Here is a 675-nt window from a genome sequence, read left to right as displayed (position 1 = left end):
TTGCTCAAGACTTTGATGCTTTGATTGTGCCGGGCGGTTTTGGCGCAGCGAAGAACTTAACCACCTTTGCCGTTGCTCAAGCAGATTGTCAAATCAATGAAGATGTTAAGACCGCATGTCTTTCTTTTGCACAAGCGAACAAACCGGCTGGCTACATGTGTATTGCGCCCGTGATCATTCCAATGGTTTACGCTTCTCAAGCAAAAGGCACAATCGGTAACGATGAAGGAACCGATAGCGCTTTCCAACAGTTAGGTGGTGAGCACCAAGAGTGCCCTGTGAATGATATTGTTATCGATGACCAGCACAACATTGTCTCTACACCTGCTTACATGTTGGCTGGCTCTATTTCAGAAGCCAACTCTGGTATCGAGCGTTTGGTAAAAGAGGTTGTCGGGAGAGCGTAACGACTAGCTGATTCACTCCTATATTGTTCCAAGCATTAAAAAAGCTCGACTTCAATTCAGAAGCCGAGCTTTTTAATATTCAGTCCAAAGACAATCTACCCGTGTGAGGTACGACCTACCGTGTCGTGACTCAACGCTTTATTCAGCTCAGACCCAACGTGACCCGGCGCTCTTGTTGCACCCGAGATCAGGCGGTACATCGCAGGGATAACAAAACAGCGTTACCAGCGTCGCAAAGCCCATACCGAAGAAGATAACCGTACCTACC

General features: G+C 47.6%; 1 protein-coding gene. It reads left to right on the top strand.

The window, feature by feature from the left end; all coding sequences use genetic code 11:
- On the top strand, positions 1-407 hold a 407-nt coding region (gene elbB, locus KIV40_RS35165; protein ID WP_285354115.1), incomplete at its 5' end, for an isoprenoid biosynthesis glyoxalase ElbB.
- Positions 408-675: the final 268 nt, after the last annotated feature.

This window comes from Vibrio sp. D173a (assembly GCF_030248475.1).
Note: the sequence above shows the minus strand (reverse complement) of the source record. Positions and strands in the feature narration are given on the sequence as shown.